General features: G+C 65.4%; 21 protein-coding genes. 14 read left to right on the forward strand and 7 right to left on the reverse strand.

Going from position 1 to position 23,167, the window contains the following annotated elements; translation table 11 throughout:
• Positions 1-22: 22 nt before the first annotated feature.
• Entirely contained in the window at positions 23-937 is a 915-nt protein-coding gene (locus tag CGLY_RS16670; protein WP_052539671.1) for a hypothetical protein, read from the reverse strand.
• Between the two features lie 344 nt (positions 938-1,281).
• On the opposite strand from CGLY_RS16670, the gene CGLY_RS04590 reads away from it, so the two are divergent.
• The 9 genes from CGLY_RS04590 to secA all read left to right on the forward strand — a co-directional run bounded on the left by CGLY_RS04590 (position 1,282) and on the right by secA (position 13,248).
• The gene (locus tag CGLY_RS04590; RefSeq protein WP_038546694.1) at positions 1,282-1,668 is read left to right on the forward strand and encodes a DUF4259 domain-containing protein; all 387 of its coding nucleotides are present in this window, start codon (positions 1,282-1,284) and stop codon (positions 1,666-1,668) included.
• A 125-nt stretch (positions 1,669-1,793) separates the two neighbouring features.
• A complete protein-coding gene (gene ahcY / locus CGLY_RS04595; protein ID WP_038546698.1) occupies positions 1,794-3,302 on the forward strand; it encodes an adenosylhomocysteinase in 1,509 nt (502 codons plus the stop codon).
• The gene (locus tag CGLY_RS04600) at positions 3,302-3,979 is read left to right on the forward strand and encodes a dTMP kinase (protein WP_038546701.1); all 678 of its coding nucleotides are present in this window, start codon (positions 3,302-3,304) and stop codon (positions 3,977-3,979) included. Before ahcY ends, CGLY_RS04600 begins: the two co-directional genes overlap by 1 nt.
• Positions 3,980-4,037: 58 nt before the next feature.
• A complete protein-coding gene (gene mtrA / locus CGLY_RS04605) occupies positions 4,038-4,712 on the forward strand; it encodes an MtrAB system response regulator MtrA (protein WP_038546704.1) in 675 nt (224 codons plus the stop codon).
• Positions 4,713-4,727: 15 nt separating this feature from the next.
• Positions 4,728-7,025: an MtrAB system histidine kinase MtrB gene (gene mtrB / locus CGLY_RS04610; RefSeq protein WP_081803770.1), complete on the forward strand. Its 2,298-nt coding sequence runs from the start codon at positions 4,728-4,730 to the stop codon at positions 7,023-7,025.
• On the forward strand, positions 7,012-8,757 hold the full coding sequence (gene lpqB / locus CGLY_RS04615) for an MtrAB system accessory lipoprotein LpqB (protein WP_038546707.1): 1,746 nt from the start codon (positions 7,012-7,014) through the stop codon (positions 8,755-8,757). Before mtrB ends, lpqB begins: the two co-directional genes overlap by 14 nt.
• 44 nt (positions 8,758-8,801) lie before the next feature.
• On the forward strand, positions 8,802-9,509 hold the full coding sequence (locus tag CGLY_RS04620; RefSeq protein WP_038546710.1) for a ComF family protein: 708 nt from the start codon (positions 8,802-8,804) through the stop codon (positions 9,507-9,509).
• Positions 9,510-9,679: 170 nt separating this feature from the next.
• On the forward strand, positions 9,680-10,351 hold the full coding sequence (gene hpf / locus CGLY_RS04625) for a ribosome hibernation-promoting factor, HPF/YfiA family (protein WP_038546713.1): 672 nt from the start codon (positions 9,680-9,682) through the stop codon (positions 10,349-10,351).
• Between the two features lie 269 nt (positions 10,352-10,620).
• The gene (secA, locus tag CGLY_RS04630) at positions 10,621-13,248 is read left to right on the forward strand and encodes a preprotein translocase subunit SecA (RefSeq protein WP_038546715.1); all 2,628 of its coding nucleotides are present in this window, start codon (positions 10,621-10,623) and stop codon (positions 13,246-13,248) included.
• A gap of 7 nt (positions 13,249-13,255) precedes the next feature.
• Here secA and CGLY_RS04635 read toward each other — a convergent pair whose 3' ends face one another.
• On the reverse strand, positions 13,256-13,801 hold the full coding sequence (locus CGLY_RS04635; protein ID WP_144313627.1) for an Rv3235 family protein: 546 nt from the start codon (positions 13,799-13,801) through the stop codon (positions 13,256-13,258).
• Positions 13,802-13,841: 40 nt separating this feature from the next.
• On the opposite strand from CGLY_RS04635, the gene CGLY_RS04640 reads away from it, so the two are divergent.
• Together CGLY_RS04640 and CGLY_RS04645 are read left to right on the forward strand one after the other, a co-directional pair.
• On the forward strand, positions 13,842-14,252 hold the full coding sequence (locus tag CGLY_RS04640) for an HAD family hydrolase (protein WP_038546718.1): 411 nt from the start codon (positions 13,842-13,844) through the stop codon (positions 14,250-14,252).
• A gap of 1 nt (position 14,253) precedes the next feature.
• The gene (locus tag CGLY_RS04645) at positions 14,254-14,760 is read left to right on the forward strand and encodes a DUF6912 family protein (RefSeq protein ID WP_038546721.1); all 507 of its coding nucleotides are present in this window, start codon (positions 14,254-14,256) and stop codon (positions 14,758-14,760) included.
• Between the two features lie 76 nt (positions 14,761-14,836).
• On the opposite strand, the gene katG is transcribed toward CGLY_RS04645, so the two are convergent.
• Together katG and CGLY_RS04655 are read right to left on the reverse strand one after the other, a co-directional pair.
• Positions 14,837-17,107: a catalase/peroxidase HPI gene (katG, locus tag CGLY_RS04650; RefSeq protein ID WP_407080808.1), complete on the reverse strand. Its 2,271-nt coding sequence runs from the start codon at positions 17,105-17,107 to the stop codon at positions 14,837-14,839.
• A 4-nt stretch (positions 17,108-17,111) separates the two neighbouring features.
• On the reverse strand, positions 17,112-17,591 hold the full coding sequence (locus tag CGLY_RS04655) for a Fur family transcriptional regulator (RefSeq protein ID WP_052539676.1): 480 nt from the start codon (positions 17,589-17,591) through the stop codon (positions 17,112-17,114).
• Between the two features lie 143 nt (positions 17,592-17,734).
• Between CGLY_RS04655 and CGLY_RS18080 the strand changes: the two genes are divergently transcribed.
• On the forward strand, positions 17,735-18,124 hold the full coding sequence (locus CGLY_RS18080) for an elongation factor Tu (RefSeq protein WP_227590377.1): 390 nt from the start codon (positions 17,735-17,737) through the stop codon (positions 18,122-18,124).
• On the opposite strand, the gene CGLY_RS17350 is transcribed toward CGLY_RS18080, so the two are convergent.
• Positions 18,121-18,864 carry a TetR/AcrR family transcriptional regulator gene (locus tag CGLY_RS17350; protein WP_038546726.1) on the reverse strand — a complete coding sequence of 248 codons (744 nt, stop codon included), beginning with the start codon at positions 18,862-18,864 and terminating at the stop codon, positions 18,121-18,123. The genes CGLY_RS18080 and CGLY_RS17350 overlap by 4 nt on opposite strands.
• A gap of 106 nt (positions 18,865-18,970) precedes the next feature.
• Here CGLY_RS17350 and CGLY_RS04670 point away from each other — a divergent pair, with 106 nt between their 5' ends.
• Entirely contained in the window at positions 18,971-19,969 is a 999-nt protein-coding gene (locus tag CGLY_RS04670) for a daunorubicin resistance protein DrrA family ABC transporter ATP-binding protein (RefSeq protein ID WP_038546728.1), read from the forward strand.
• Positions 19,966-20,820, forward strand: coding sequence for an ABC transporter permease (locus CGLY_RS04675; RefSeq protein ID WP_038546731.1), 855 nt, complete (start codon positions 19,966-19,968; stop codon positions 20,818-20,820). The genes CGLY_RS04670 and CGLY_RS04675 overlap by 4 nt, the downstream gene beginning before the upstream one ends.
• Before the next feature lie 24 nt (positions 20,821-20,844).
• Here CGLY_RS04675 and rsgA read toward each other — a convergent pair whose 3' ends face one another.
• On the reverse strand, positions 20,845-21,867 hold the full coding sequence (gene rsgA / locus CGLY_RS04680; RefSeq protein ID WP_038546733.1) for a ribosome small subunit-dependent GTPase A: 1,023 nt from the start codon (positions 21,865-21,867) through the stop codon (positions 20,845-20,847).
• 8 nt (positions 21,868-21,875) lie between these two features.
• On the reverse strand, positions 21,876-23,159 hold the full coding sequence (gene aroA, locus CGLY_RS04685) for a 3-phosphoshikimate 1-carboxyvinyltransferase (RefSeq protein WP_038546736.1): 1,284 nt from the start codon (positions 23,157-23,159) through the stop codon (positions 21,876-21,878).
• Positions 23,160-23,167 lie beyond the last annotated feature (8 nt).

Raw genomic sequence — 23,167 nt, forward strand, 5'->3', positions numbered from 1 at the left:
CCGCCGTCCGGTCGGCCGCCGATCAGGGCGTCGGGCCGGTGGTGTCCGTTACTGCCTCGTCCGGATCATGTGCACTGCCCGGGGCTTCGGTGGCGTCAGCGCCATCGCCCGGCGTGCCTTCCCCGGTGGGGCGGCCGGGGTTGTCCGACGCCGACGGATCAGCAGGCTCGGACGGCTCTGTGGGCGCGGCCGGGTCGGTGGAATCGGTCGGTTCCGACGGCTCAGTCGACTCGGGTGCTCCGGTGTTGTCCGGGGTGCCGTTATCGTCTGACCCGTTACCTCCCGGAATCGACGGCATCCCGGGAATGGACGGCAGTAGATCAGTGAGGGAAGGACGCTCCGGCGAGCTGCTTCCGTTGTCGCCGTCGGGTGTGTTTCCGGCGGAGTTCTCACTGTCAGTACCGTCATCGGCACCGTTCGTTGCGGTATCGGCCGTGTCATCCGGGGCCGCGTCCTCATTCCCGGCCGGATACTGGCCGGGGGTGACGAACTGGTCACCGCTCCACGCGTTCGGCGGTGCGTACTGATCCGCAGTCAAGGGGGTGATGTGGTCATCCCGGGAGTCGGGGGACCGGGTGGCTTCCCCACCGTCAGAATCCGTCCCGTCAGCATCGGGCGACATCGATTCGGTCGACCGGTGATCCTCTCCCGAGCCACGCGCCGAGGTCTCCTCGGAGGACGGCAGTGAGCCGCCCGCGGCGGCCTCCTCGACAGGGACCGGGCCATCGTCGTGGCTCGGTGAGACGTTCTGCCATGTGACGACGCCGACGATGGTGGCGGCGGCGAAGCCGGCGACCACAAAGGAGCCGAGGACCCGGTTGGTCCGGGAAGCACGGGCAGCCTCGGCGCGGAGCAGTGACTCGTGGTGTTCGGTGGAGCTGCCGTCGACGGCCGGGGGATTGTCCGTCGGCCGTTCGGGTTCCAGTTCGTAGTCCACGGTGACCCTCCTTTCATCCGAGGTCGTCGACCGGGTAAATGTCACGGTTAGATCACGATCAGTCGCAAGCCTATCATTCGTATCCAACGCAGTGGAAGACCTGAATGTTACTGAATTTTATGAGAACCCACGGTTGTCATGGGGTTTTGGTGGACATGTCAATGATGTCCGCGGCTGAGGGGGCGCCTCCGCGGTGACGTTGTAGGTCGGTAGATTCGGCGACATATTGAAATCAAACCGTGATTTTCCACGGGTTGCCGACCTGTCGGCGGGGAGCAGGGGAGACGTGTTGGTGGCGTGCCGACTATTCTCAGGTGAACGACACGAGCATGAGAGGGAACGACATGAGTACCTGGGATGAAACCGTCTTCGCGGACGACACCAACAGCGATTTCCTGGCAGACTGCGACGATCTGGAGGGTGAGGCACTCGTGGGGGCATTGCAGGATGCCTGCACGCTCGCACAGGACTCCGATGCAGGGGACGAAGGGAGGGCGGTGGACCCCGACTACATCAACGGTCTGTGTGCGGCGACGGTCGCCGCCATCTGGTCCGGGGCCCCGTTCACGTCCGCCACCGTCGCCGACGAGCACCCGTTCATCCGTGGAGGCATCGGTCAGTGCCCCGATGCCCTGCAGGAGGCCGCGCTCGCGCTGCTGGACGCGGAGCTCGAGGCCGCCGGTGACGAGGCGCCCGACGGCTTGGAGACCGCCGTGGAAGCCCTGAGCTGACTCCTGACCTGACTCGGGGTAAGCAGGCCCACCCTCTGTGAGCGGCTCTGCGGTGTCGGGGGATAGGGTTGACATAACGTCATCACAGTCGTCATCGTCCCCTGAAGTTTGAGGAGCATCACCCCATGGCAGATTTCGTCGCACCGACCGTCGACATCCACGACGGCACCGGTGCCAACGGCACCCCCCTCCAGTACAAGGTCCGGGATCTTTCCCTTGCGGAAGCTGGACGTCACCAGATCCGGCTCGCTGAGTACGAGATGCCCGGCCTGATGGAGCTGCGCCGTGAATACGCCGACGAACAGCCGCTGGCAGGGGCACGGATCGCCGGGTCGATCCACATGACGGTGCAGACTGCCGTGCTGATCGAGACCCTCACCGCCCTCGGCGCAGAGGTCCGCTGGGCGTCCTGCAACATCTTCTCCACCCAGGACGAGGCCGCGGCAGCGGTCGTCGTCGGTGCAGGCACCCCGGAGAACCCGCAGGGGGTTCCGGTGTTCGCCTGGAAGGGGGAGACCCTCGACGAGTACTGGTGGTGCCTGGAGCAGATCTTCGACTGGGGTGACACTCGTCCGAACATGATCCTCGATGACGGCGGCGACGCCACCATGGCTGTCATCACCGGCAGTGAGTTCGAGGGCAACGGCATCGTTCCGGAACCCTCGGCCGAGGACTCTGACGAGTACCAGGCATTCCTCGGGATGCTGGGACGCGTCTACAGCCAGGACGACACCCGTTGGACGGAGGCAGGCAAGGCCGTCAAGGGCGTCACCGAGGAGACCACCACCGGTGTCCACCGCCTCTACCACTTTGCCGAGCAGGGCACCCTGCCGTTCCCGGCGATGAACGTCAACGACGCGGTGACCAAGTCCAAGTTCGACAACCGTTACGGCACCCGGCACAGCCTGTTGGACGGCATCAACCGCGCCACGGACATGCTCGTCGGCGGCAAGTCCGTTCTCGTCTGCGGTTACGGGGACGTGGGTAAGGGCGTCGCCGAGGCGTTCAAGGGGCAGGGTGCACGGGTGAAGGTCACCGAGGCCGATCCGATCAACGCCCTGCAGGCCCTGATGGACGGTTACTCTGTCGTCACCGTCGACAACGCCATCGGCGAGGCGGACATCGTCATCACCTCGACGGGCAACCTGGGCATCATCACCTTCGAGCAGATGCGCAAGATGAAGAATCACGCGCTGCTCGGCAACATCGGCCACTTCGACAACGAGATCGACATGGCTGCTCTCCTGCACCGCGAAGATGTCGCCCGCACCACCATCAAGCCCCAGGTCGATGAGTTCACCTTCCCCCGCACTGACGGCGATGACAGCGATGTCGTCAGCATCGTCGTGCTTTCCGAAGGTCGGCTGCTCAACCTCGGCAACGCCACCGGCCACCCCAGCTTCGTGATGTCGAACTCTTTCGCCGACCAGACCATCGCCCAGATCGAGTTGTTCACCAACGGTGACCAGTACGACAACGAGGTCTACCGTCTGCCCAAGATCCTCGACGAGAAGGTCGCCCGGATCCACGTGGAAGCACTGGGCGGCGAACTCACCACGCTGACCAAGGAGCAGGCCGAGTACATCGGTGTCGACGTCGAGGGACCGTTCAAGCCAGAGCACTACCGGTACTGATGATCATCGCGTTTGAAGGGATCGACGGTGCAGGTAAGAACACCTGCGTGAGCGCCCTGGAAGCCGAGTTGCTGTCCCGCGAAATCCCGGTCGCCCGGTTGGCCTTCCCACGCTACGAGCAGTCCGTCCACGCACAGCTCGCATCTGCGGCGCTGCACGGGGAGATGGGTGATCTCGTCGACTCCGTCCACGGTATGGCGACCCTGTTCGCCCTGGACCGTGCGGAGGTCGGCGGGGATCTCGCCGACTTCGACACCGACGGATACGTGGTACTGCTCGATCGTTATGTCGCGTCGAATGCGGCCTACTCGGCGGCACGGCTCGGGATCGCAAGCCAGGACGTGCCCGCCAGCGACATCGTCCGGTGGGTCGAGGACCTGGAGTTCACGAACCTCGGGACGCCTGTACCGGACGTCCAGATCCTGGTCGACGTCCCCGACGATGTGGCTTCCGGACGTGTTGCGGAACGGGCGGAGCACGACGAGTCGCGGACCGCCGACGCCTACGAACGTGACGGCGGTCTTCAGTCGCGGACCTTGGAGGCGTACCGCTCCCTGGCTGCGGCACAATGGCGGTCCCCGTGGTGGACGTTGGACAATTCCGGCGAGCCGGCGGGGCTCGAGGCGGCGGTCAGTGACCTTGTCGACGCCGTGATCGATTCCAAGGACAACGGATAGCGGTCTTCCCGGGGAGGTCTTACCGCCTACCGGAAGCGTTTGTGACAGACTGAACCCCATGGCAGAGAAAGTTCTCGTCGTCGACGACGACCCCGCAATCTCGGAGATGCTGACCATCGTCCTGCAGGGCGAAGGTTTCGACACGGTCGTCGTAGGGGACGGGCCACAGGCCGTGGAGGCTGCGGAACGCGAGAATCCCGACCTTATCCTCCTGGACCTCATGCTTCCGGGCATGAGCGGCATCGACGTGTGCCGAGCAGTGCGGGAGTTCTCGGCGGTCCCCATCGTGATGCTCACCGCCAAGACGGACACGGTGGACGTGGTCCTCGGTCTGGAGACAGGGGCGGACGATTACGTGCCGAAACCCTTCAAACCCAAGGAACTCGTGGCGCGGGTGCGTGCCCGGCTGCGGCGGACACCCGAGGACGTGCCGGAATCAGTGAAGGTCTCCGACCTCACGATCGACTTCGGCGGGCACCAGGTCACCCGCAAGGGGCAGCCGATTTCTCTGACGCCCATCGAGTTCGAGCTGCTCACCACGCTGGCCTCTCGGCCTCGCCAGGTGTTCTCACGTGAAGAACTGCTCGAGCGGGTGTGGGGTTACCGTAAATCCAGTGATACACGCCTGGTCAATGTGCATATCCAGCGTCTGCGGTCGAAAGTGGAGAAGGACCCGGACAACCCGACCATCATCCAGACCGTCCGCGGGGTCGGTTACAAGACCGGGGAGTAGGGCGGACAGCGACCCATGGCATCGAGGTCAGGGGACGAGCGACAGGACGAGACGGGCACCGGCGCCGGGAGGCGCCACGGTGGCCGTCTCGGTCGCCCTGCGCTCCCGGTGGTCCGGGACGGCGACCGTCGGCGCAGCCGTAACCAGAATGGCCGGGCCGTGGACACGGACAGTGACCCCCGTCGGGCACCTCGGGGAGAGCTCGGGGACATCGGATTCCTCGACGGGCTGAGGATCTTTCTCCGGCGGCCGGTCCGGTTCGCCCGGAAGTTCTCCGAGAAGCTTGCCCAGCGCTGGCGGACGTCGATCCAGCTGCGGGTGATCGGCAGTGTCTTCGCGTCCTCGCTGCTGGTGATTATGGCCCTTGGTTTCGTGTTGACCAGCTTCGTCGGTCAGCAGCTGCTCGACGCCAAGTACAACGCCGCCACCGACGAGATCGACCGGGCCCGGGGCATTGTCGAGGAGCAGATCCGCAACACTGATTCCGCCACGTCGCCGCAGATGCGTATCAACAATGCCAGGGCGGCGCTGAGCGACCGCACCGCAGAGTCGGAACAGGGGTCGACGGGCACGGTGTACGAGCCGGTGATCATCGCCTCCGACCTGACCGGCGGTGACATCTCGAGCCCTGAAAACCACCCCGTCCCGGACTCGTTGCGCGATTTCGTGCGGCAGGGACAGGTGTCGGTCCAGTACACCACGGTTGAATCCCCCGGTGGCACCTACAAGGCGTTGGTCATCGGGTCGCCAGTGGCTTCAGACATCCAGGGGCTGGAGCTCTACCTGGTCATGCCGCTGGACAACGAAGAGTCCACGATGGCTCTCATGCGTGGCCTGCTGTTGGCGGGCGCGGTGGTGCTGATGGTGCTGCTTGTCGTCATCGCCTGGGTGTTCTCCCAGCAGTTGACCGTGCCGGTGCGCACCGCGTCGCGGATCGCCGAGCGTTTCGCGGCCGGGCACATGCGCGAACGGATGGCGGTGGACGGTCAGGATGAGGTTGCCCGGTTGGCCATCAGTTTCAATGAGATGGCGGAGAATCTCTCGTACCAGATCCGGCAGTTGGAGGAGTTCGGGTCGCTGCAGCAGCAGTTCACCTCCGATGTGTCCCACGAGCTGCGGACGCCACTGACCACGGTACGGATGGCCGCGGACCTGATCCACGCCAATTCCGAGGATCTTGATCCGGTGACCCGCCGTGCCTCCGAGTTGATGAACGCGGAGCTTGACCGTTTCGAGATGCTGCTCGGTGACCTGCTGGAGATTTCCCGGCACGATGCCGGTGTCGCGAACCTGTCCCGGGAACTGATTGACGTCCGCGGCGTGGTGAAGTCCACGATGGGGCAGTTGCGGGCCCTGGCGGAGGAGGTCGGCTGTGAGATCCAGCTCGACCTGCCGGACGAGCCGGTCATGGAGGAGGTGGACTCCCGGCGGGTCGAACGTATCCTGCGTAATCTCCTGGCCAATGCCATCGATCACAGTGAGAGCCGCCCCGTGCGGGTCACGATGCGGCGCGGTGCGGAATCGTTGGCGGTGACCGTGGTCGACCATGGCATGGGCCTGAAGCCGGGGGAGGCGGATTTGGTGTTCAACCGTTTCTGGCGGTCGGATCCGTCGCGGGAGCGCAAGACCGGTGGCACCGGGTTGGGACTGGCCATCGCCAAGGAGGACGCCCAGTTGCACGGTGGCCGACTTGAGGCGACCGGTGAACCGGGGCTCGGGGCGTGTTTCCGTCTGACCTTGCCCCGCAAGCCGGGGCAGGAGGTGCGTACCTCTCCGTTGCCACTGGAGGTCGACCGTGCTGAAGGGGCGGAGGTCCTTGAGTTGACCGGGCAGAGTGCCGGGATCCCCGAGACGATGGACGAGGCCGCTGACGCCGCCGATGAGCGGCAGCAGGATGATGCCGCGGTGGATGCGTCGGTGGAGGCGGCGTCGGACGGTATGTCGGTCGCGACATCGGAGGCGGAATCGGCTGCGGATACCGTCTACACCTCGGAGGGCGTCGATGGTGGCGAGGCCGGTGATTCCGCCGACGGGGTCGTCGCCGACGGACAGGACGAGATGAACGACAGCGCCGGGGGCGGCGACGCGGACGGTGTTGTGTCGGATGAACCTGTCGACCGCTTCGACTCCGTTGATGTCACGGCTGGTTCCGTGGAAACCTTCGGGGTCGACCTCAGCGCCTTCGAGGGGTTGACTGAGGAGGAACTGCGGACCGCTCTCCAGGAAGCGGAGGATATGGATTCGGCGTTCGATGCGGACAGTGACCCGGACGATTCCCGAGACGGTGAGGAGGGTGACGATGACAAGAGTTGACGGCGTACGTCAGGTCGGGGCTCTGCTCACGGCGACGGTGCTGGCGGGAGGACTTGTCGCCTGTACCACCCTTCCCGGTGAATCGACCCCTGAGGCAGTTTCGTCCTACGTGTCCGACCCAGACGCCGGCAACCTGCCGACCCCGTCTGAGGGGCAGCCGCCGGATCTCCTGTTGCGGGACTTTTACCTGGCGTCGACCCAGCAGGCCAACAATCGGCAGGCGGCCAAGGAGTTCCTGACGGACACCGCGGCGGACGAATGGCAGGACAGTGTGTCGACCCTGATCCTCGACCGGCTCGACCTCAACGCCACCGGTGGGGCCTCCGGCGACGAAGTGACCTACGTCGTGCGCGGCACCGTGGTCGGGCGTCTCGGTACGGGTGGTGTCTACCAGCCGGAGAACAGCCCCTATGAGGAGGAGGTCACCCTGGAGCGAGGTGAGAGTGGATGGCGCATCACCGACCTGCCCGACGGGGTCATCCTGGACCGAAGTGATTTCGTGGGCGCCTACCAGGCTCATGACCTCTACTTCCTGGACCCGACGAAGCGTTTCCTCGTCCCGGACCGGCGGTGGATCTACAACCGGCAGGACAATATCGGTTTCTCGCTGGTTTCCTTGTTGGCCGGTGGGCCGCGTAACCAGCTTCAGGACGCCGTGGAAACAGAGTTCCCCTCCGGTAACGGCATCCAGGCGGCGGTCGAGGAGGACGGAACGTTCACCGTCGACATCACGGGCATCGCCGACTTGTCGGTGGATGACCGTGAGGTGCTGGCGGGCCAGCTTGTGTGGACGCTCGCGATGTCTGACGTCCGTGGTCCGTACCGGATCCTGGCGGACGGCACATCCATCACCGACAACGGGCGGGAGGACTGGACATTGGCCGATGTCTCCGACCTCGACCCGCAGAAGACGTCCGATGAGCCGTTGCGGGCACTGCGGGATGGTGCGCTGGTCGAGGTCGAGGGAGATTCCGGGGTGACGTTGTCGGGGTGGACCTCGTCAGGTGAGCTCGAATCCGCGGCCTCCGGTGGAGCGGACGGGAGGATCGCAGCCGTGTCGGGGCGGGGTGACGGCCAACGGTCACTGCTTGTCGGGGATGTCGGTGGAGACCCCGTCACCGCGCTGACTGCACGTTCGCTGTCCCGTCCGTCGTGGAGTGGTGACGCACAGAACCTCTACGTCGTCGCCGACGGCAGGCGGGTCCACCGCCTCGAACCCACGGGATCCGGCATCCAGATGGACGAGTCCACGGTGAACACCTCGGCCCTCGACAGCCTCGACATCGACGATCCCAGGATCAGTGTGTTCACGGTGTCGAGGGACGGAACGAGGGCTGCGATGCTGATCAACGGCAGACTGTTCATCAGCGTCCTGCAGCGTGACGGTGATGGAGGAGGTTCGATGACGCTCGGTACCCCGATGGAGGTCGGTCAGCGGGTCGGCGACACCGCGTTGTCGGTCGACTGGCGTGACGACGGGACCCTGCTGGTGGGCACCCGGGCCAACGACGCGCCTGTGTGGGGCGTGACGGTCGATGGTTCGGAAGCGTCGCAGTTGTCCAGCCGTAATATCACCGCACCGGTGGTTGCGGTGGGGTCTGCCGGGTCTGTGCAGTACATCCTCGATTCCCGGGCGATGCTGCAACTGGATGACGAGGACCCTGAGGCACGGTTCTGGCGGGAGGTCCCGGCGCTCCAGGGCGCCCGGGCGGTTCCTATCCTGTCGAAATAGGAGTAGGCATAAGTCTGGGCAGGGGACTCACGGGGAGGGAGAGGATGGGCGCGTTTCGGGTGGGGGAACTCGCCGGTCTGGTGTGGCGTGACGACTGTCTGGCCTGCGGTACGGCGGACGTGGCACCGGCGGTGGTGGGGCTGTCGCTGTGTCGGAGGTGTGCGCATGAGCTACGCCGGGTGCCGTCCCGGGTTGCGGACACGTGGGCGCCACCGGTGTTCGCCGCAGGTACGTACGGGGGTGCGCACCGCGGCGTTGTTCTGGCGGCGAAGGAACAGCGGCGCACCGACGCCGTCCAGGTGGCGGGCGCTGTTATGGCAGGTACCGTACGGCACCTCGTGTCCCAGGGAGTGTTGGCGGATCCGAGATTGGCTCCGCTCGTTCTTCTTCCCGCTCCCACGACCCGGCGGGCGGCGAAGGACCGGGGCGGGTGCATCGTTGAGCGGTCCGCGGAGGTGGCCCGGCGGGAACTCGGTGGGGGTGTCCATGTCGTCGCCGCGGCGACGCTCGCGCCGGGGGCTCGGGATTCAGTGGGCCTCGGACGGGGTGAGCGGACGGCCAACATCGCCGCGAATCTGCGTATCGATCCGACGGACCTGCAGCGTGCCGTCCGGATCCTCAGGGTGCCCGGGGCGACGGCCTGTCTGGTCGACGATGTCAGCACCACGGGGGCCACATTGTCGAGATTCGCCGCGGCACTCGCGGCCCGTGGGGTGGTGACCAGTGCCGGAGTGGTGATCGCCCAGGCGTGACCGCCGGTGCTGATGAGCAGGGGGGTAGATCACCGGGGGCATGCCCGGTCACGGTCGCCCCCACGCCACGGGAACGTCGGTACTATCGGGAGGGAAGATGTCGCCAGTAAGTAGTCGGTGGACAATCCCGTTCACCGGTGACAGGCGGCGCGGAGACCGGGAGGATGAGTATGACCGTCCAGAACCAGCAGGACATCACGGCAGAGGGTGCTGCTCCGGAGGCGCAGGTGGAGATCACCGGCCGTAACGTGGAGATCCCCGAGCACTTCGCAGAGCGGGTGAACGCTAAGCTCGCCAAGGTCGAACGGCTTGATCCGACCCTCACGTACTTCCATGTGGAACTCCAGCACGAGCGTAATCCGCGGCGTGCAGACGAGTCCGACCGCATCCAGATCACCGCCACCGGCAAGGGGCACATCGCCCGCGCCGAAGCAAAGGAGGATTCCTTCTATGCCGCCCTGGAGGCGGCCATCGCCAAGATGGAGCGGTCCCTGCGCAAGGTGAAGGCCCGCCGTAAGATCTCCCGCTCGGGGCACCGCGCTCCGGTCTCCGTCGGCGAAGCCACGGCCGATCTCGTCCAGGAGGCGGAGCAGGAAGCCGCCGCAGAGCCCGGTCCTTTCGACGTGGACCCCTACGCCGAGCAGTTCCAGCCCGGGCGTGTTGTCCGTGAGAAGGAGCACCCGTCCACGCCGATCAGTGTGGATGACGCGCTGAGCGAGATGGAGTTGGTGGGCCACGACTTCTACCTGTTCGTCAACGAGGCGACGGGTCGCCCGTCGGTGGTGTACCGCCGTCGTGCCTACGACTACGGCCTGATCGCCCTCACCGAGGACGCAGAGTAGACGACGGAGACAAAAGGCAGTCGGTCGTGTACTGCCCGCACCATCCGGCGGTCGGCGCCCCGGGGACATCGTTCCCCCGGGGCGCCGACCGCATCGTGCGTACGGCATGTCAGCAATCTCCTGCTGTGCAAGCCACGGTGGCGGAGGTAGACTGAAAGACTGATCTCGCATGGGTGCAGTCGTACCGGTGCAAGACTCCGAGCAAGAACGTGAGCAAGAACGCCAGCAAGAACCCACAGGTGCAACACAAGGTAAGGGACGAGTAGCACGTGCTAGGACTTTCGAAGATTCTCCGCCTCGGTGAAGGCCGCGCCGTCAAGCGCCTGTCCGCGATCGCGGACCAGGTCATCGCCAAGGAGGACGAGTACTCCGCCCTCTCGGATGAGGAACTGCAGGGCAAGACCGCTGAATTCCGCGCTCGTCTTGAGAAGGGTGAGAGTCTCGACGACATCCTTCTCGAGGCTTTCGCCACAGCCCGCGAGGCATCGTGGCGCGTCTTGGGCCAGAAGCACTACAAGGTGCAGGTGATGGGCGGTGCTGCCCTGCACTGGGGATACGTCGCCGAGATGAAGACCGGTGAGGGCAAGACTCTGACCTGTGTGCTTCCGGCCTACCTCAACGGGTTGTCGGGCAAGGGCGTTCATGTGGTCACTGTCAACGACTACCTGGCCCGGCGTGACGCGGAGTGGATGGGCCGTGTCCACCGCTTCCTCGGTCTCGACGTGGATGTCATCTTGTCTGGTAAGCGTCCGGCGGACCGCCGTAAGGCTTATGCCGCCGACGTCACCTACGGAACGAACAATGAGTTCGGCTTCGACTACCTGCGCGACAACATGGCGCATTCGCTGGACGACCTGGTCCAGCGAGGGCACAACTATGCGATCGTCGATGAGGTCGACTCGATCCTCATCGACGAGGCGCGTACCCCGTTGATCATCTCCGGGCCGGTGTCCGGGTCTTCCCAGTGGTTCACCGCTTTCGCGCGCATTGTGCCGAAGATGACATTGGACATCCACTACGAGGTTGATCCGAAGAAGAAGACCGTCGGCGTCAAGGAGGAGGGCGTCGAATTCGTCGAGGACCAGCTCGGTATCGACAACCTCTATTCCCCGGAGCACTCGCAGCTGGTCAGCTACCTGAACAACGCCATCAAGGCCAAGGAGCTGTTCACGCGGGACAAGGACTACATCGTCCGTAAGGGCGAGGTTGTCATCGTCGACGAATTCACCGGCCGCATCCTTGACGGGCGCCGCTACAACGAGGGCATGCACCAGGCCATCGAGGCGAAGGAGGGCGTGGAGATCAAGAACGAGAACCAGACCCTCGCCACGGTGACCCTGCAGAACTACTTCCGTCTCTACGACAAGTTGGCCGGTATGACCGGTACCGCGGAGACTGAGGCCGCGGAGCTGAAGTCGATCTACAAGCTTGATGTCGCGGCGATCCCCACCAATAAGCCCAATCAGCGCCACGACAACATTGACTTGGTGTACAAGACCCAGGAGGCGAAGTTCGAGGCCGTCGCCGAGGACATCGCCGAGCGTGTCGAGAAGGGCCAGCCGGTGCTGGTCGGCACCACCTCCGTGGAGCGCTCCGAGTACCTGTCGAAGCTTCTGCAGGCTCGCCACATCCGCCACAATGTGCTCAACGCCAAGCAGCACGAGAAGGAGGCCGAGTTCGTCGCGCAGGCGGGTCGACTCAAGGCTGTCACTGTGGCGACCAACATGGCGGGTCGCGGTACCGATATCGTGCTCGGCGGTAACCCGGACATCATCTGCGACCTCACGTTGCGTGAGCGTGGTCTCGACCCCGTCGAGGACCCGGAGGCGTACCAGGAGGCATGGGACGAGGAGATCGTCAAGGCTCGCCAGAAGTCGAAGGAGGAGGCCGAGAAGGTCTGCGAGGTCGGTGGTCTGTATGTGCTGGCGACGGAGCGTCATGAGTCCCGACGTATCGACAACCAGCTGCGTGGCCGCTCGGCACGTCAGGGTGACCCCGGGGAGACCAGGTTCTACCTGTCGATGCGTGATGATCTGATGACCCGCTTCGTCGGACAGACGATGGAGAACCTCATGACCCGGCTCAACGTGCCGGACGACATGCCTATCGACTCGAAGATGGTCACCAACGCGATCAAGGGTGCGCAGTCGCAGGTGGAGAACTCCAACTTCGAGATGCGTAAGAACGTGCTGAAGTACGACGAGGTCCTCAACGAGCAGCGCAAGGTCATCTACCGCGAGCGGCGTCAGATCCTGGAGGGCGAGGACATCGCAGCCAACGTCCGCACCATGATGGACGACACCATTGCCGCCTACGTAGACGGTGCCACCGCCGAGGGTTATGTGGAGGACTGGGACCTCGACGAACTCTGGTCGGCCCTGGATTCGCTCTACGGCCCCTCGGTGACCTCCACCGAGTTGATCGACGGGACCGAGTACGGTTCCGCCGGTGAGCTGACTGCGTCTCAGCTGCTGCGTGCCCTGCAGGAGGACGCCCACACGCTCTACGACGAGCTGGAGGAGTCCGTCACGTCGGTCGGTGGCGAGGAGCAGATGCGCGGGATGGAGCGCGGTGTGGTGCTCAACGTCGTCGACCAGAAGTGGCGCGAGCACCTCTACGAGATGGACTACCTCAAGGAAGGCATCGGCCTGCGCGCCATGGCGCAGCGTGACCCGTTGGTGGAGTACCAGCGTGAGGGCGGCGACATGTTCGGCCGGATGAACGACGGCATCAAGGAGGAGACGATTCGTCAGCTCTTCCTCGTCCGCAAGCAGCTCAAGGCGAAGGAGCCGGAGCAGGCAGAGGGGCCGTTGAACGTCGACGACCCGGCCGACACCCGCACGTCCCAGGAGCAGGAGCAGCAGAAGTCGGTGCCGAAGACCATCATCGGCGGTTAGATCCGGCTCAGATCAGGGTCACCGTCTCGATGCGCCACTGCCCCTCGTAGCGCGCGAGGTGGCCGGCGACGGCGCGGACCCGGTTGCCGTAGGCGACGCTGGCGGTGAACGTCAACCGGTCGGGGTGAGTGGGCGGCAGGTGGACGCTCAGCACCCGCGACACCGTGCGTGGTGGGATGGCTCCGGGTGCGGGGCGGGCATCGCGGATCCGGCCACGCAGCTCGTCGGCCACACGTGGCGAGAACGGACCTTTCCGGAGGACGGACACCGGACGACGACCATCGAGGACCTCCAGCCAGACGTTCACGAGCATCCCCACGCGGGCACGCACTTCAGGCGCGGGTGGAACGCTCTCAGAAGGAGACAGCACCGTGCCGTCCACGGAGGACGGTTCCGTGTCCTCTGGTCGCCGACGCGGAACGGCGGAGTTCCGCACCGCCTCGACAGCAGGTCCCGGACGGCGGAGATAGACCAGCCCCGGCACCGCTTCATATCGCGTCCTCGCTGGTGTCGCAGGTGTCTTTTCGTCGGTGTTCCCCGGTACAGCCCCCATGCTCGACGATGATAGCGCCCAGCGTGGCACAATGTGAGATATGCGAGCATTGATTGTGGACTACTGTGGCGTCCTCGACGGAGCGGAGGAGGATCGTCGTCGTTGGCGAAAGGTCCTCACCGCGGCCAGGGACGCCGGTTATGGAACGGCGATCCTCTCGAACGATCCGGGTGGTCCCGGTGCAGACCCGATCCGTACGTGGCAGGAGGCCGGGTATGTCGACACCGTCGTGCTGTCCGGTGAGGTCGGTGTGGACAAGCCCGACCCCGAGATCTTCATGATCACCGCGGACCGGCTCGAGGTGGATGTGAGCGACTGCATCCTCGTGGATGACTCGATCCTGAATATCAAGGGTGCGGTGGAGTCCGGGCTGATCGGTGTGTACTACCAGCAGTTTGACCGTGCAATCGTGGAGATCTCCGGGCTGCTCGGGCTGGAAGGGACCTACTAGGATGCGCGTCTTCGTGCCCGCGACGTTCGACATGCTCGGCGCCCTCGCCCGTGACGGGAAGATGCCCGCGCGCTCAGGGATAGGCTTTGCCCTGACCCCCGCGCTGAGGGAGTTCTACACTGCCGGTGATGATGAGGAGATGTCGTATGCGGCGTTCCTCGAAGCTGCCCGGGCGTCCCTCCGTCTACTGGGCATCGGTGACGAAGAACGTTTCCCGCACCGGCGGGTCGTGGTCTCCGTCGATCTGGACGACGGCGCCGTCACTCCGGAGCCGGACAAGGGGGAGTCCGTCGTCAGGCTGGATTCACCGGTGATCTCGGTGGATGACCTGGCGGCGATTCATGTCGACGACGAGGGGAATGAACCCGCCACGGCGGCGGCGATCGAGGCCGTCGACGCTGCTGATCTCGGTGACGAGGATGCGGAGATCACCCTCGGTGACTGCGAGGACAACCTGATGAGCTGGTACGACTCGCGCGAGCTCGGGGTGCTTGTGGACCTGATGTAGGTGCACGCGGATGAAGGCCCGCCCCACCGGATAACGGGTGGGGCGGGCCTTCTGCGCGCCCAGCGGCGCTGTAGCGTCAGCCGTGCAGGTCGAAGCGGTCGGCTTCGGTGACCTTGACCCAGGCCGCGACGAAGTCGGCGACGAACTTCTCTGTCGCGTCATCGCTGGCGTAGACCTCGGCCTGGGCGCGCAACTCGGAGTTCGAGGCGAAGACCAGGTCGGCCCGGGTGCCGGTCCACTTCGCTTCGCCGGTCTCGCCGTCGGTGCAGCGGAAGACCGTCGCGTCGTCGTCGGTGGCGACCCAGTCGTTGCCGAGTTCCAGGAGGTTGATGAAGAAATCGGTACTGAGCACACCGGGACGGTCCGTGAGGACACCATGGTCGGTGGATCCGTAAGTGGCACCCAGGGCACGCAGGCCGCCGACGAGCACGGTCATCTGCGGCGCGGTGAGACCCAGCAGGTCAGCCTTGTCGATGAGCAGGTGCTCGGCGGGGATGTCGAGGTCGGTGTTCTGATAATTGCGGAACCCGTCCGCCTGCGGCTCCAGGTAGGAGAAGGACTCGACGTCGGTCTGTTCCTGAGTGGCGTCCACCCGGCCGGGGGTGAAGGGGACGGACACCTCGGTGCCGGCCTCGGCAGCGGCCTTCTCGATCGCGGCGTTGCCCGCCAGGACGATCACGTCGGCCAGGGACAGGTGCCGTGGGGCGCTGTCCACGTTGAAGTCGTTGCGGATCGACTCCAGCACCGTCAGCACCTCGGCGAGCTGAGCGGGTTCGTTGGCCTCCCAGCTGCGCTGGGGCTCGAGACGGATCCGGGCACCGTTCGCTCCACCACGGAAATCCGTCCTGCGGAAGGTGGACGCAGACGCCCAGGCGGTCTTCACCAGTTGGCTGACGCTGAGCCCGGAGTCGAGGACGGTCTTCTTGAGTGTCTCGATGTCCTTGGACGTGACGGGCTCGCCTTCGACGCCGGGCAGCGGATCCTGCCAGATGAGGTCCTCGGCGGGGACCTCCGGGCCCAGGTACCGTGACTTCGGTCCCATGTCGCGGTGGGTCAGTTTGAACCATGCGCGGGCGAAGGCGTCGTTGAGGGCGTTCTGGTCATCCTTGAAACGGCGGGAGATTTTCTCGTAGCTCGGGTCGACGCGCAGAGAGATGTCGGTGGTCAGCATGCGCGGCTCGCGACGCCCCGCGGAGTGCGCCATGGGAACCATGTCCGCTCCGCCGCCGTCCTTCGGCCGCCAGTGGAAGTGTCCGCCTTCACCCGTGGTGAGTTCCCACTCATAGGCGAAGAGGATGTGGAAGAACTCGTTGTCCCACCGGGTGGGGTGGTAGGTCCAGGTGACCTCAAGGCCCGAGGTGATCTGGTCGTCACCCTTGCCCTCGCCGTGGTGGTTCTGCCATCCCAGTCCCTGACGGTCCAGCGACGCTGCCTCGGGGTCGGGGCCGACATTGTCCTCGTCGTCGGGCGCCGCACCGTGGGTCTTGCCGAAGGTATGTCCACCGGCGATGAGCGCGACGGTTTCCTCGTCGTTCATGCCCATCCGACCGAAGGTCTCGCGAATGTCGTGGGCGGCGGCGGCCGGGTCGGGGTTTCCCTCCGGGCCTTCCGGGTTGACGTAGATCAGGCCCATGGTCGTGGCACCGAACGGCTTCTGCAGGTCGCGGGAGGTGTCGTTGGTGCCGCTGTACCGTGCGTCCGTACCGAGCCAGTCGGTTTCCGACCCCCAGTAGACGTCCTCAGGCTCCCAGACGTCCTCACGGCCGCCGCTGTAGCCGAAGGTTTCGAATCCCATCGACTCGAGGGCGACATTGCCCGCCAGGATCATCAGGTCGCCCCACGACAGGTTCTGGCCGTACTTCTTCTTCACCGGCCACAGGACCCGCCGTGCCTTGTCCAGGCCCACATTGTCCGGCCAGCTGTTCAGCGGGGCGAAACGCTGCTGTCCGGCGCCGCCACCTCCGCGGCCGTCATGCGAACGGTAGGTGCCGGCCGAGTGCCACGCCATCCGGATGATCAGGGGACCGTAGTGGCCGAAGTCCGCCGGCCACCATGACTGCGAGGTGGTGAGGACATCCTCGATGTCCTTCTTGACCTGGGGAAGGTCCAGCTGGCTGAATGCTTCAGCGTAATTGAAGTCGGCCGGCGTGGGGCGGACCTCCTGGGGGTTGTGGGCCAGCAGACGGACGTTTAGACGTTTCGGCCACCACCGCTGATTCGCGTTACCTTCGGTAGGGAGGGGGAGTCGGGAGCCCTGGGCCTCGCCGCGCTCGGCCTGGGACTCCTGCGGCGCGTGGCCACCTTGCGGGGTGTGGCCGCCGCCGTGGGCGACAGGGCAGCCGGACATCGGGTCAGTCATGGTTCTTCTCCTGGGTGTGGGTCGTGGAGCGGGTGTTCTCTGTGGCGGCGCAGTCCGTGCAGATGGCGCGGAACATGACCTCGGCCGAGAGCACGGTGTGCATACCGTGGCCGTCAGCCGGGGTAAGGCAGGGGGCATGGCCGACGACGCATTCGACGTCCTCGAGCCGTCCGCACACCACACACTGGATGTGGTGGTGGTTGTCCTCCCGGTTTGTCTCGAAACGAGCCGCGCCGGAGCCGGGGAGGTCGATGCGGCGGAGGAGGCCGCGCGCGCTCAGATCGTTCACGACATTGTGGACGGACTGCATGGAGACCGTGGGCAGCTCCGCACTGATGCCAGAGTGCACTTGTGCGGCGGTGCTGTGCGGATGGTCGTGCAGATACCGCAGGGAGGCGACGCGGCCCGGTGTGGCCCGGAGGCCCAGTTGTCTCACCTGCTCTGCCCAGGATGCTGTCGGATCTGTGCGCATGACTTCACCGTACCGTCAGTTTTTAACCTTCACAACTTTGAATTAATAAAAATAGATTGGTATTGGTTGCGCTGCTGGCCGGGGGTGGTGGTGCAGACTCGGACCTGGCGTCCGGGGAGACGTGCATCCTTTAAGCTCGAGTCATGGGATTGTTCGGCAAGAAGCCTAAACCTCTGGACGGGACCGTCGACCCGGCTGCTCCGTTCGTGTTCCGTGTCGGTGACGTGTTCACGATCACCGGTAAAGGGAGGGTGTTCACCGGGACCGTAGAGTCCGGTTCCGTCGCTGTGAATGCTCCCGCAACTCTGCTGGTCGGCGACCGCATCCTGTTCGGGAAGGTCAAGCGACTGGAAAGCCGGAGGGACAGGAATCCGGTCGTGCTCATTGCTGGTGATGTCGGCGCGATCGAGCTCGAGGGTATCGACACCAACGACCTCCCGCTGCGCGTCTACGGTGGTCAGATGATCGTGGACACCGGTGCGCTGATGGGGGCGGTGATCCGGTCTCGGCAGTCGTCCGGTGTTACGCCCTAGTGGCTGCCCTGTCGGCCGATGAGTGTGGCTGTGCCGTCCAGGAGCAGCTCCAGACCGAAGGTGAAGTTCTCCTCCCAGTCGGCGTCGAAAGCGTCCTCGGCGACCGATGCCGTTGTCGGATACTGTCCCGACTCCATGGCTCTGGCCAGGGTCGCGCCTTGGTGCCGCCAGAACTCTTCGTCACTGATGCCGGTGAGGGCGGCGCTGTTCGTGTAGAGCAGCTCCTGACGGACGGCGCCGTGGATGTAGGAGTCCAATGAGGTGGTCAGGTTCATCTTCTCCCGGTCGCTCAGGGGCAGGTCACGGACTCCCGACATGAACAGTTCCAGGTCGGCGAGGCTGTTGGGCCCCAGGACCGGACGGCTCCAGTTGGCCTGCAATGTCCAGGGGTGTGCCAGGTACATCCGGCGGGCTTCGTGTGCGGTGGTGGTGAGAAAGGTCCGCCACCCCTGATGGCGTGCCTGTTCCCGGGATGGTGTGGGGCCGACCACGCTGTCGAGCATCAGATTGAGGAGTTCTGTCTTGGAGGGGACGTAGCGGTAGAGCGACATTGTCCCGACGCCGAGTTTCTGGGCGAGTGCCCGCATTGACAGGGCGTCGACCCCCGCATCGTCGGCAAGTTCAACAGCGGCGGTCACGATCTGCGCGAGAGTCAGACTTCGCCGGGGGCCCTTCTCGCGTTCGGGAAGCCCGTCCCACAGGAGGCGGAGACTTTCGGCCAGGGGATTCGTGTCGGTCATGGGGCCTTCCGTGGGGGACTCTTGTCTACTGCAGACACTGTACGCTACAGTACAGGGTACGACGTACGCCGTACGTTGTACCCATATGAGAACAGGGTGGTGGACCATGGCGACGATAACGACAGAGCCGGCCGTTGAAGCGACGGGACTGGTGAAACGCTACAAAGATACGACCGCACTCGACGGGGTGGATCTCGTGGTGCCCCGGGGCACCGTTCACGGGCTCCTCGGGCCCAACGGTGCGGGAAAAACGACGATCGTCCGTGTGCTCACCACGCTCACCGACGCCGACGACGGCACGGCGACCATCGGCGGCTGTGACGTACGTACTCGGCCGCGGGATGTCCGACGGCGTATCGGGCTCACCGGCCAACAGACCGCGGTGGATGACCTGATGACGGCGCGCCAGAACCTCACGATGTTCGGGCGCCTGTTCCGTCTTGACAAGAAATCCGCAGGCCGACGTGCCGATGAACTTCTCGACATCTTCGGTCTCGCTGGCGCCTCCGGACGGTCCCCGAAAGGGTTCTCAGGCGGGATGCGGCGCCGACTGGATCTCGCTGCGTCGATGATTCTCGCACCCCAGGTGCTGTTCCTCGATGAACCGACCACCGGGCTTGACCCGGCAGGTCGCCGGGAGGTGTGGGAAGCGGTCCGTGCCCTCGCCGGCGAGGGCACCACCGTCGTGCTGACCACCCACTACCTCGACGAGGCCGACCAGCTCTGTGACCGGATCAGCGTCATCGACCGGGGCCGCAACTTCGTCGAGGACACCCCGGCAGGGCTGAAACGACGGATCGGCGATGAACGTCTGGAGATCCTCGTCCGGAACCCGGGTCAGATTTCTGCTGTTGAAGCACTTCTGCGTCGCGCCCTCGGCGAGCACGCAGGCGTCCCAGTCATCGACCGCACGGACGGCAGGATCAGCATGCCGGTGACCGACGGGGTCGACGCGCTCACCGCCGTCGCTGCAGAGATCAGGAACGACGGTGCCGATTCCCCGGACATCGCCGATCTCGGGCTGCGCAGGCCGACGCTCGACGAAGCATTTCTGCAGATCACCTCGACCCGGATGCCCGGCCCGAATGAAAGGCACGAACCATGACTGCACCGACTGCACCGACTGCACCGAACCTGCCCAGGGACCTGTCCCGCCTGCGGTGGTCGGCCCATGACTGCGGGATCATTGTGCTCCAGGAGTTCACCCACCTGCTGCGGCAACCCTCCACCGTGGCCTGGCAGGTCGGTTTTCCGGTCGTCATGGTCCTCATGTTCGTCTACGTGTTCGGCTCAGCGATGGACGTCACCGGCCGGGGTGCCGGCGAAGGCTACGTCGATTTCGCTATGCCCGGGATGTTCGCCATGACCATGGCGCTGGGGTTCATGGACACGGCCTACGCAGTGACCCACAACAAGGAGAAGGGTTTCATGGACCGGTTCCGGTCGATGCCGATGTCGGCCTCGGCACCGGTGACGGGGCGTGCGGTATCCGACCTGCTCCGTGCGGCAATCGACCTGGTGGTGATCGCCATGGTGGCCCTGGTGATCGGCTGGCGCTCAGGAGGAAGTACCGCAGAAACCCTGCTTGCTTTTGCACTGCTGCTCTGGTTACGTCTCGCCCTGATTTTCGTTGGGGTCTATCTGGGTCTGTGCATCAGGAACACCGAGACCGCTGGCATGCTCTTCGCCGTGGCGTTCCCTCTGGGGTTCATTTCCTCGGTGTTCACTCCACCGGAAATGATGCCGGGGTGGTTGGGCGCGGTCGCCGCATGGAATCCGGTCTCGTCGACTGCGACGGCGATCCGTGAACTCTTCCACACGCCGGGGATCGAAAACCTCACCCCGGCCTACTGGGTCGACGGCCATGCGGTGGCAGGGGCAGTGGTCTGGCCGGCGGTCATCATCGTGGTCTTCGTTCCACTTGCGGTCCGACAGTTCCGGACCCTGTCCCGATGATGACCGGTCCAGGTACGTCACCGGTCACATCTCCCAGTCATTGTTACTGCGCAGTGCGGTAAGCAGGGACCGCACGGCAGTCACGCGCCGGGCGCTCGCCCCGGTCAGTGTGTCGAGTGCGCATTCGGGGTCGGCCGGCGGCCCGGCGTGGGTACATCCCCGTGGGCAGTCCTCGATGACAGTCCCCAGGTCCTCGAACACGCCGATCACCGTGTCGGGATCCACGTGAGCCAACCCGAAGCTGCGGATACCGGGGGTATCCACGATCCATCCGGCGTCGGCGCCCCCGGGGAGACGCAGCGCCACCGACTGGGTGGAGGTGTGGCGTCCTTTGCCGACACCGGACACCACACCGGTTTCGCGGCCCGCGCCGGGCACGAGTCTGTTCACCAGGGTGGATTTCCCGACCCCGGAGTGGCCGATCAGTGCGGTCAGGTGTCCGGTGACCACGTCTGTTACCGGGTCGAGCACGTCGTCGACCCCGCCCAGGATGACCTCGACATCGAGTGCCTCGAACTCCGCGGCGAAGGCTGCGGGGTCGGCGAGGTCTGACTTGGTCAGACACAGGATGGGCCGCAGGCCACCGACGAAGGCTGCGATGAGTGCACGCTCCACGAAACCTGACCGTGGTGGGGGGTCAGCCACTGCGGTGACGATCAGCAACTGGTCGGCGTTGGCCACCACGATGCGTTCGTAGGAGTCGGTGTCGTCCGCCGTCCGGCGCAGGACCGTGGACCGTTCCTCCAGCCGGACGATGCGGGACAGCGTCCCGTCACGGCCCGACACGTCGCCGACGACGGCGACCCGGTCGCCGACGACGACGGGGGTCCGTCCCATTTCGCGGGCACGCATGCAGATCGCAGGAGGAGCCTCCGGGGGAGCCCCGTCGATGACCACCCCCCAGCGTCCGCGGTCTTTCGTGACGACCATGCCGGTTAGGGCTTCCTTGTGGTCCGGACGGTCTTTCGTCCTCGGACGGGTTCCTTTGCCGGGACGCACCCGGATATCGGACTCGTCGTACTGCCGCCTGCCGCTGGATCGTGCCATCAGTCCGCTCAGCCCTCGACCATCTGCGTCCACCGCAGGTCGAAGTCCGGCATCGTCTTGGAGGTGGTGGCGATATCTTCCACCAGAACGTCCGGGGTCACCAGCCCGAGAACGGCTCCCGCGGTGGCCATCCGGTGGTCCGCATAGGTGTGCCAGACACCGCCGGTCAGTGGTTGCGGGTCGATGATCAGTCCGTCCTCGGTCTGGGTGACGTCGCAGCCCAGCGAGGACAGTTCGCGCTGCAGGGCCGCAAGCCGGTCGGTCTCGTGGCCACGAAGGTGGGCGATACCGGAGAGATGGCTGCGTCCGTCAGCGACGGCGCACAGGGCGGCGACAGTGGGGGTCAGCTCGCCGACATCGTGCAGGTCCCAGCTGATGCCACGCAAGTGCCCTTCGGGCCTTCCGCTGACCTCGAGGACGCCGTTATGGGTGTAGTGCTCGACGTTGACCCCCATGTCCTGCAGAATCACCCGGAACTGGTCACCTGGTTGGGAGGTCGTCATGGGCCAGTCGGGAATCCGGACCGTGCCGCCCGTGACGGCGGCCGCAGCGAGAAACGGTGTGGCATTCGACAGATCCGGTTCGACGACCCAGTGGTGTCCCTTGACCGGGCCCGGGTGCACCGTCCACCGGTTGAAACCGGCGTCGACGTGAACGCCGGCGGTCCGCAACATCTCCACAGACATCTCGACGTGCGGAAGGCTCGGAATAGCGGTCCCGGTGTGGACCACGGTGACCCCCTCGTCGAAACGGGCACCCGCGAGCAGAAGTCCCGAGACGAACTGCGAGGACGCCGACGCGTCGATGTGCACCTCGCCACCGAGTAGCCCCCCGGTGCCCGTGACCCGGAAGGGGAGGGGACGTTCCGGGTCACCGGAGCCGGTGACCCGGGCACCCAGCGCATCGAGGGAATCCAGAGTGCCTCCCATGGGGCGCTTCTGTGCCGCATCGTCGGCGGTGAAGAGGACCTCCCCGTCCGCCAGCGCCGCCACCGGTGGGAGGAAACGCAGGACTGTGCCGGCGAGGCCACACTCGATCTCGGCACCGTGCAGGTCACCGGGCACCACGGTGAATGTGTCACCGTCGACGGTGATCGAGGCCCCCATCGCACGCAGGGCGTCCGCCATCAGGTCGGTGTCGCGGCTGCGCAGGGCACCGTCGATGAGACTGGGGCCGTCCGCGAGGGCGGCGAGCACCAGGGCACGGTTGGTGATGGACTTCGACCCGGGGACAGGCACGGTCGCGGACACGGGGGAGGAGGCCACGGGAGCAGGCCACAGTTCGGCGGTCATGGGCGCCA

Origin of the sequence: Corynebacterium glyciniphilum AJ 3170 (assembly GCF_000626675.1) — a bacterium.
In the GTDB taxonomy this organism is placed as follows: Bacteria; Actinomycetota; Actinomycetes; order Mycobacteriales; family Mycobacteriaceae; genus Corynebacterium; species Corynebacterium glyciniphilum.